The 8058-nt window shown below is 42.9% G+C and carries 5 protein-coding genes; 3 read left to right on the top strand and 2 right to left on the bottom strand.

Annotated features, from left to right (window positions below; genetic code table 11):
* Positions 1-197 precede the first annotated feature (197 nt).
* Positions 198-2000, bottom strand: coding sequence for a MutS family DNA mismatch repair protein (locus tag H6A27_RS08515; RefSeq protein ID WP_204508392.1), 1803 nt, complete (start codon positions 1998-2000; stop codon positions 198-200).
* A 109-nt stretch (positions 2001-2109) separates the two neighbouring features.
* On the opposite strand from H6A27_RS08515, the gene H6A27_RS08510 reads away from it, so the two are divergent.
* From H6A27_RS08510 to H6A27_RS08500, 3 genes are all read left to right on the top strand, one after another.
* Positions 2110-2649: a methylated-DNA--[protein]-cysteine S-methyltransferase gene (locus H6A27_RS08510; RefSeq protein ID WP_204508390.1), complete on the top strand. Its 540-nt coding sequence runs from the start codon at positions 2110-2112 to the stop codon at positions 2647-2649.
* Positions 2650-2764: 115 nt separating this feature from the next.
* Positions 2765-5116 (top strand): family 20 glycosylhydrolase, encoded by a 2352-nt coding sequence (locus H6A27_RS08505; protein ID WP_204508389.1) that lies wholly within the window; start codon positions 2765-2767, stop codon positions 5114-5116.
* A gap of 20 nt (positions 5117-5136) precedes the next feature.
* On the top strand, positions 5137-5673 hold the full coding sequence (locus tag H6A27_RS08500) for a TlpA family protein disulfide reductase (RefSeq protein WP_204508388.1): 537 nt from the start codon (positions 5137-5139) through the stop codon (positions 5671-5673).
* A 144-nt stretch (positions 5674-5817) separates the two neighbouring features.
* Here H6A27_RS08500 and H6A27_RS08495 read toward each other — a convergent pair whose 3' ends face one another.
* Positions 5818-7959, bottom strand: coding sequence for a cation:proton antiporter (locus H6A27_RS08495; RefSeq protein ID WP_204508386.1), 2142 nt, complete (start codon positions 7957-7959; stop codon positions 5818-5820).
* Between the last annotated feature and the right edge of the window lie 99 nt (positions 7960-8058).

Below are 8058 nucleotides of genomic sequence, written 5' to 3'. Positions count from 1 at the left end.
AAGCGGGGCTGAAATCAGACAGCCTCGCTCCTTTACACTATTTCAGTGTGGTACATGAATCTATTGCTTGGTCGAGTTGCTCCTCAGCAGAGCTCGCCTCCTCTTTGATTCACGAGGCAAAGTTAACACTTTACTCCTTGAATCTACTACTTTTAAAGACCAAAACGTTGCACTTCGTTTTGGAATCTACAGAATAGTTAATTATCCTCTATCACAATCCCCATCTTCTTCATCAGGAAGCATGCATTCATATTTTGGGCTATACCTTCACGTATCTTGTAACTGAAGTATAGCTCATTGTTTTTTATCTCAGCTTCGAAACAGTAGTTCCTTATCTGATTTGGGAAATACTTGACTAATTCTCCTAACAGCAAATCATGAGTGGCAATTATACCGTTTGCCTTTAGAGTCATAAACTGGCGTATAAGACTGAACGAACCTTTCTGCTTATCTGTAGAGTTTGTTCCTTTAAGAATTTCATCGAGGATGATAAACAGCTCCTCTCCATTGTTAAGCATATCTATAATTCTTTTCAGACGTTTTAGTTCGGCAAAGAAATACGATTCGTTATCGCTCAGTGAGTCCGATGTACGCAGACTTGTTATCAGCTGTGCAGGATGGATTTTCATTCTTTTGCAGCACGATGGTGCACCGATACATGCCAGCAGATAGTTAACGCCTATTGTTCTCAGGTATGTGCTTTTTCCCGCCATGTTGGCGCCTGTGATGATAAGGAAATACGGTCTTGACGGAATGAGTGCATCATTCTTTACACATTGTTCTTCAGGCATAAGCGGATGTCCCAACTCTTCTGCTTCGTAGCAGAACGGAGTATCTGTGATTTCGGCATACTGGTATCCGGGATGATTATAGGCAAATGTTCCGAGCGAACAGAGAGCGTCCAGTTCGCCAACAGTCTCCAGCCATCCGGACAGGTATTTTCCGTACCGGTCTTTCCATGCCTCGATACGTATCATCTGGCGCAACTGGAAGAACATACTTCCTTCAAGTATTACATACAGAATCTGATTATTGCGCAAGTCGAGCCTGTCCAGTTCTTTTGTCAGTGCGTTAAGAGCTTCGGCAGGCGATTTGCCGTCTATCTCAAGTCTCTTTATGATATCCTTTATTCCTTTTGCATTCCATTCCTCGTTTTGTGCCAGTGTTATCAGGCGGGCGTATGTGCTTAGAGTCTTAAGCTTTTTGCCATACTCTTCCTGAAGTGCTGTGGCACGCTTTATAACACTGAAGCTCAATATTACGAAAACCGAGAAAGCAAGTCCGAACCATGACATGGAAATTATGTCTGCCAGTCCGCACGCGAGCAGTATTATATTTACAGAAGGAACCAGCCATATCAAGGCTTTCGCCCAGATGGATCGGGTGAGAGAACTTTCTGTTTCTGCCCATTTGCGGATGTCGCTGTCATCGCTGTTTTCACTTCTGTTTATAAGTCCGGTGATGGCAAATTTCAGTCTGAAGTCGTTTCTTTCTGCCAAATCCTTAATACACTCCTGTCTTTCTTCTATGTCTTCTTTTTTGCGCAAATGGTTTTCCATCCATCCCGCCAAAGTCGTTTTTCCTATGTGTGTACATGTACGGTTGATAGCCTGGAATAGTGATTTGCGACCGAAGATATCGAGGTCGAATGAATAAAGATGTTCTGCATCTGCAAATTCCTTGCCTTCGTCGAACTCCGAAAAGTCGTTGTTCAGCCCCTTTAGTTCCTTGCTAAGGATATCAGCCTTAACTTCCAGCCATTGTCTGCGCAAGAAGAAACGGTTGTGTACCTTAATCATTATAAGAAAAGGGATGAGTGTGCAGCAGGCTCCAATAATGATTGTCTGCGCGCTGTAGCTCCATAATGCGATGACTGTCGATATACAGCCCACGAAGAGCAGTATTCTTATGATGCTTATATATAATATGGTTTTGTTTACCTTGTTCAGATTCTGTTTTGTTTCTGATAGATTGTTGTTATACCATTCCTGTGGTCCCATGATTCCTGTTTTTGTTTTGCCTGCGAAGATAATAAAGATTTGAAAGTCTGTTTGTTTTATGCGGCGGATTTCATTTATTTTGTGATGTAATATAAATCAAGGTTAAGAAATGAAGTTCAGAATAGAAAGAATGACTGAAAGTGAATACCGGAACCTGAAAATTGATTACGGATTTTACAGCACACCGGTAGGAGAAATTCTCGTGGCATCAACTTCGCGCGGAATATGCTGCATTGAATTTTCCGATGAGCGTGATGAAGCTTTGCAACTGCTTTGCAAGAGATTTGCAAAATCTTTTCAAAGGGAGTGTCATAAGGAATATCATGACTTGGCTTTATGCTTTTTCAGTAAAGATGAAAGCCCGATTTCTGATGAAATTGTTTTACATCTGTATGGCACGGACTTTCAGATAGATGTATGGAGAGTCTTACTTGAAATCCCGTTTGGAAAAACCTCTACTTACAGTGAGATAGCAATGGCTATAAATAATCCGCGAGCGTTGCGTGCGGTAGGAACAGCCATAGGAAGAAATCCGGTTGCTATACTTGTTCCTTGTCATAGAGTGTTGCGTACGGATGGTGGTATTGGTGGTTATTATTGGGGAATTGAAAAGAAAAAGAAACTTCTGGAGTGGGAAAAATGTGTATGATTATGATTTTTAAGAAGTGTTAAGATGGAGGCATGCTGAAAGAACAAAATAATAGTATAACTTTGCAGCAGAGAATTTTAATAATTGTTTTAACCTTAAAAAAAGTGGATACTTTATGAGAAAAAATTATCTGAAAGTAATTTGTGCTGTATTTACTGCGGGTGTTATGGCGTCGTGCGGAAATTCTGCTACAGAAATCAAATCTTATAACGAAGGTATAAATATTATACCAAAGCCTCTTTCTCTGGAAGTAGGTAATGGCAGTTTCAAACTGAAAGACGGTATGTCTGTTCATGCCGCAGGTCAGGAAGAAAAGACTGTTGCCGAATATTTCATCTCAAAAATCAACCGTGCTACAGGTTTTGACATTCAGGTTAAGGAAAACGGATGTATCCGTCTGGAGTTGGATCCTTCTGCCACTATGGACAATGAGGGTTATACACTTAATGTTACTCCGGAATCGGTAGTAGTAAAGGCTAAGACAGCTCAGGGACTGTTCTACGGTATGCAGTCGTTCATGCAGCTGCTTCCGGCAGAAATTGAAAGTCCTGCAGTAGTGAAGAACGTTCCTTGGGTGGCACAGGCAGTGAATATCACTGACGAACCTAAATTCGAATACAGAGGTCTGATGATTGATCCATGCCGTCATTTCATGACTGTTGATGAGATAAAGAAACAGTTGGACGTAATGGCACTCTTCAAAATGAACCGTATGCATTGGCATCTCACAGAAGACCAGGGTTGGAGAATCGAGATAAAGAAATATCCGAAACTGGCAGAAGTGGCATCAAAACGAATAGAGGCTGACGGAACCGAATACGGAGGTTACTATACTCAGGAAGAAGTAAAGGAAATAGTGAAATATGCTTCGGACAGATTTATTACTGTCGTTCCTGAAATAGAATTGCCGGGACATGAATTGGCTGCTATTGCCGCTTATCCTGAACTGTCGTGCAAAGGCCAGCCTATCACTCCACGTACAGTTTGGGGAGTGGAACATGTGGTGATGTGTGCCGGAAAGGAACTGCCTTTCCAGTTCCTGGAGGATGTTATCGCTGAAGTCGCTCCTCTGTTCCCTGGCGAATATCTTCATATCGGTGGTGACGAGTGTCCGAAGACAAGCTGGAAAACATGTCCTTTGTGTCAGAAGAGAATTCGTGACGAAAAACTCTTTGCCGACAAGAACCATACAGCGGAAGAACGTCTGCAGAGCTATTTTGTACAGCGTATGGAAAAAGTTGCAGCCAAATACGGAAAGAAGATTATCGGATGGGATGAAATCCTTGAAGGAGGTCTGTCACCAACTGCAACTGTCATGTCATGGCGTGGCGAAGAAGGTGGTATTGCTGCAGCTTTGACAAATCATGATGTAATTATGACTCCTGGCTCAAATGGCCTGTATCTTGACTATTATCAGGGAGACTGTAAAATAGGTCCTGTTGCAATCGGCGGTTTCTCTCCACTGGAAAAGACATATAGCTATAATCCTGTGCCTGATACACTTGTTGCCATGGGTAAGGAAAACTTTATCAAAGGTCTTCAGGGCAATGTTTGGAGTGAATATCTTTATACAAATGATATAAGGGAATACCGTACTTTCCCGCGTGCTTTAGCCATAGCAGAAACAGGATGGACAGCTACAGAACTGAAAGATTATAATGATTTTATCAGACGTATAGACAATGCTTGCGTGCGTCTTGACGGACATGGAATAAACTATTATATTCCTATGCCGGAACAACCGAACGGATCTTGTGATTTTGTTGCTTTTACAGACAATGTATCGTTGGCATTTACAACCAACAGACCTGTGAAAATGGTTTATACACTTGATGGTACTGAACCTACAATCAACTCTGCAGTTTATAATGCACCGCTTGATTTCACTGAAAATGCTACAGTGAAGATTGCTTCTGTTCTTCCTTCTAACAAGATGAGCAGGGTTCGCACTGTGACAGTAGAAAAACAGACACTTTCTCCTGCTGCCACTGTAGAAAAGAAAACTCCTGGACTTAATATGGAAGTTATTGACGGAACATATCTGAATATGGCGGAACTGGAAAAATCTGGTATGAAAGTAGCGGATAAGAAAGTCATTAAGGATACACGCGAACTTACTACTTACAGAAAGTTTTCTGAGGAAACAATGAGAGGTTTCAAGCAATATTCTGCTATAGCAACAGGATATGTTGATATACCTGCCGACGGTGTTTATTTCTTCTCATCGGATCTGGAAGAAGTCTGGATTGACGGCAAGAAACTTATTGACAATGGTGGACTGGTGAAGCATTTCTGTCCTACTGACAAATCGGTTGCCCTTTCTGCCGGACTTCACGAGTTCAAGGTGGTGTTCCTTGGTAACTCTTACGGAGGTTATCCTACACACTGGAATGACGGAAGCATCAATATCAGAAAGTCTGACGAAGAATCATTCAAGAAGATTACGCCTGAAATGATGTTTCATTGATAATTCATAGACCGTTTGTTATGATGTATTTTTCCCGGTATCTTAGGTTTACGGCTTTTCTGTTCTTGATATTGTCTCTTGCCAGTTCTTGTATTCGCGAGAAACTTGTATTGGGAGAGGACAGGATTTCTGTGGGCGATTACCTGCCGGAATTCGAAGTCTCTGTAAATGACGGCCGGCAAATTTCCACATCGGACTTGTCCGGAAAGATTTCCGTAATAGTGTTCTTCAACACGGATTGTCCTGATTGCCGTCAGTTAATGCCGGAGATACAGAAACTTTATGAGATGTATTCGGATGCCGGAGATATAGTCATATTGGCTGTGAGCAGGGAACAGGATTACGAATCTGTTTCCGGTTACTGGGAAAAAAACAATTATAGCATACCGTTTTCTGCACAAGACGGACGCCAGGTTTACGAGCTGTTTGCCATGTCCGGAATTCCAAGAGTATATATTGCCGATAGCGGGCTGGTTGTGAGGAGCGTCTTCACTGACAACAACCTGCCTGCCGTCGGCGATATTTCCCGGATAATTGAAAATTTACGTAATTTATAGTATAAATCTATTTCTGATTGAAGAAAGAACGGAAAATAAGTTTTAATCATCTCTGTTTTTAAATTTCATCTAAAGATTATAATGCCAAACATCCGGAACATCAATATCAATCAATGTCCCGGATGTTTGGCATTATATGTTTTGTCATTTCTTCCAATCCTCTCTCTTCTTTACGAAAAACATCCAGCGGAGCATTGACGCCGGAATGGTGTGACTGAATGAGTTTACTTCGTCCGCACGTTCCTCTATGTTCTCTAACAGAGGCTCGGCATCTTTCTCGCTTATGATTCCGTTGTTTATCATCTGGCGGACGGTTCGCTTCTCGTTGCTGAGGAGCATACGGATGGATTTAAGGGTAAGCGCGTGTCCGTAGGCTTTCGGGAACTCGTCGGCTATGGCACTTATTACGGCATCCATTCGCTCTATGTTATGCTCAATTTCCGATTTCAGTACCGGCAGGACAGCTTTCTGCTCGTCATCCAGAAGATTTGACGCTTTCAGCTCGTCTATCAGCTTCAGGTCCTCTTTCTGAAGAATGATGAAGCCTCGTCCCAAATCATAGACTACAGTGATGCGCTCGCGGAAATAGAAACTTATCCAGTCGTGTATGACCGGAGTCTTCCTCAATGCGTTGATTGTGCTGCTGCGTTCGCAGAACTTGAAGATTGAGTTTCTGAAGTCGAGGGTATATTTGCCGTCGTGGTCGTAAAGCTCGTCCAGCGAGTTCATTAACCGGCGGAAAGCTGTTTCCGATATGATACCTTCTTCGTATATGGCTTTGCAGGTGGCTTTCTCGCGGTCGAGGACTTTCAGGCGGATTTCGGAGATAACATCCTTGTCCTTTGTCTCTACTATTGGTGCCACAGGCGAAGATGCCATATAGTGTTCCACCTTTCTCCAGTTTGCTCCTGCCAGATGGTCTCTGGCTTTCAGCCTTTCCAGATATTTCTCAGAGTTTTCCCTGATATGCTTGTGGATGTTGTATTCCAGTTTTACTCTTGCCGAAGGTACACTTATCAGTCCCAGCTTGTTGAGCAGCCAGCGCATTGTTGTGGCATTTATACACAGTGTAAGGGTTACTATGCCTGCTGTGAAGAACAGTATCTGGTTTCTGATATCTTCAGGAATAGCTTCGGTATATGAAACCATCAATGCCAGGGTCATTGCAAGCGCGCCGCGGAGTCCTCCCCATGTCAGTATCACAGATTCACGTTTTGTAAGTCCGTAGCCCATTCTTTTCATCACAGGATAGAGCATCGAAATCATGGCGTAGCGGAACAGGTTAAGGAATATATATATCAGTATGAGCACTCCGAACGCGCTCCATGAGAAGGTCACTTTCTCGGATATCACTATACCTACGATGATGAAGATAAGCGTGTTTGCTATGTAAGTGGCAAGTTCCCAGAAATGTTCCATGAATTTGTTTACCTGCGGTTTCAGGCGAGGCTTGCCCACGTATGTCACCGTTAGACCGAATGCTACAAGGGCAATTACTCCCGATACACCAAGGTAGAACTGGGATATGATGAAAGTGACGTATGCTGATACAATGATTACGCTGTTCTGTATCATCTCTTCGGAGTTGATACGTGTGATGAACCATATCACAAGTCGTGCAAGGAAGTATCCCAGTATGGTACTGATGCTTATTACCTTTATGAATTCCATAACGGGAGAGCTGTCCGATCCGCCTGTAGCGGCATATACCCCGAAGAAGAGCATGAAGCAGACGATACCCGTACCGTCGTTAAGCAGCGATTCGGCATCTACCAATGTAGAGAACCGTTTGCTGGTCTTCAGCTCGTGAAGCAGGGCGACTACAGCCACAGGGTCGGTGGCACTTATCAATGCTCCGAACATCAGGGCGAATGCCCATGTCCAGTTTTCATATCCGGGTATGGTCAGTCCTATACCTACCATCAGCACTCCGGTCAGTATCATGCAGATGACAAGTCCCGGTGCCGCCAGCAGAGTGGCGTTTGCCAGTGTTTTTTTGAAGATATGCATATTCAGCTCGTATGCCGCATCGAATATAAGTATAGGGAGGAAAAGATACAGTATAAGGTCGGGATTTATATTGGCCACACTATCTACGGCTTCCGTAAGTTGCGGAAGTGAATGGAATAGCCCGGAACGGTTGAGTATTCCCACCAGCAGTCCGATGGCGAACAATCCTACCGTGTAGGGGAAACGGCTGTGTTTGAGTAAAGATTTTAGTAACGCTCCTATTACAAGTCCTGCGATAGTGAGCAGCAAGGGTTGCAGAAATGCAAATTCTTCCATGGTAATGATTATTAATTATAACAAAAACGGTTTTTAACAAAGGTAGTAAATTATGAATATAGAATGATGTTTCGGGAAAAAAATGTGATATAAGTTATG

It is taken from the genome of Bacteroides caecigallinarum (genome assembly GCF_016902295.1).
Taxonomy (GTDB): Bacteria; Bacteroidota; Bacteroidia; order Bacteroidales; family Bacteroidaceae; genus Phocaeicola; species Phocaeicola caecigallinarum_A.
This window is presented reverse-complemented; position numbering and strand designations above follow the sequence as displayed.

What these genes read in the sequence shown, in the direction of transcription:
- H6A27_RS08510 (WP_204508390.1), top strand. Translation starts at nt 2,110, where the DNA reads ATGAAGTTCAGAATAGAAAGAATGACTGAAAGTGAATACCGGAACCTG.
- H6A27_RS08505 (WP_204508389.1), top strand. Translation starts at nt 2,765, where the DNA reads ATGAGAAAAAATTATCTGAAAGTAATTTGTGCTGTATTTACTGCGGGT.
- H6A27_RS08495 (WP_204508386.1), bottom strand. Translation starts at nt 7,959, where the DNA reads ATGGAAGAATTTGCATTTCTGCAACCCTTGCTGCTCACTATCGCAGGA.
- H6A27_RS08500 (WP_204508388.1), top strand. Translation starts at nt 5,137, where the DNA reads ATGATGTATTTTTCCCGGTATCTTAGGTTTACGGCTTTTCTGTTCTTG.
- H6A27_RS08515 (WP_204508392.1), bottom strand. Translation starts at nt 2,000, where the DNA reads ATGGGACCACAGGAATGGTATAACAACAATCTATCAGAAACAAAACAG.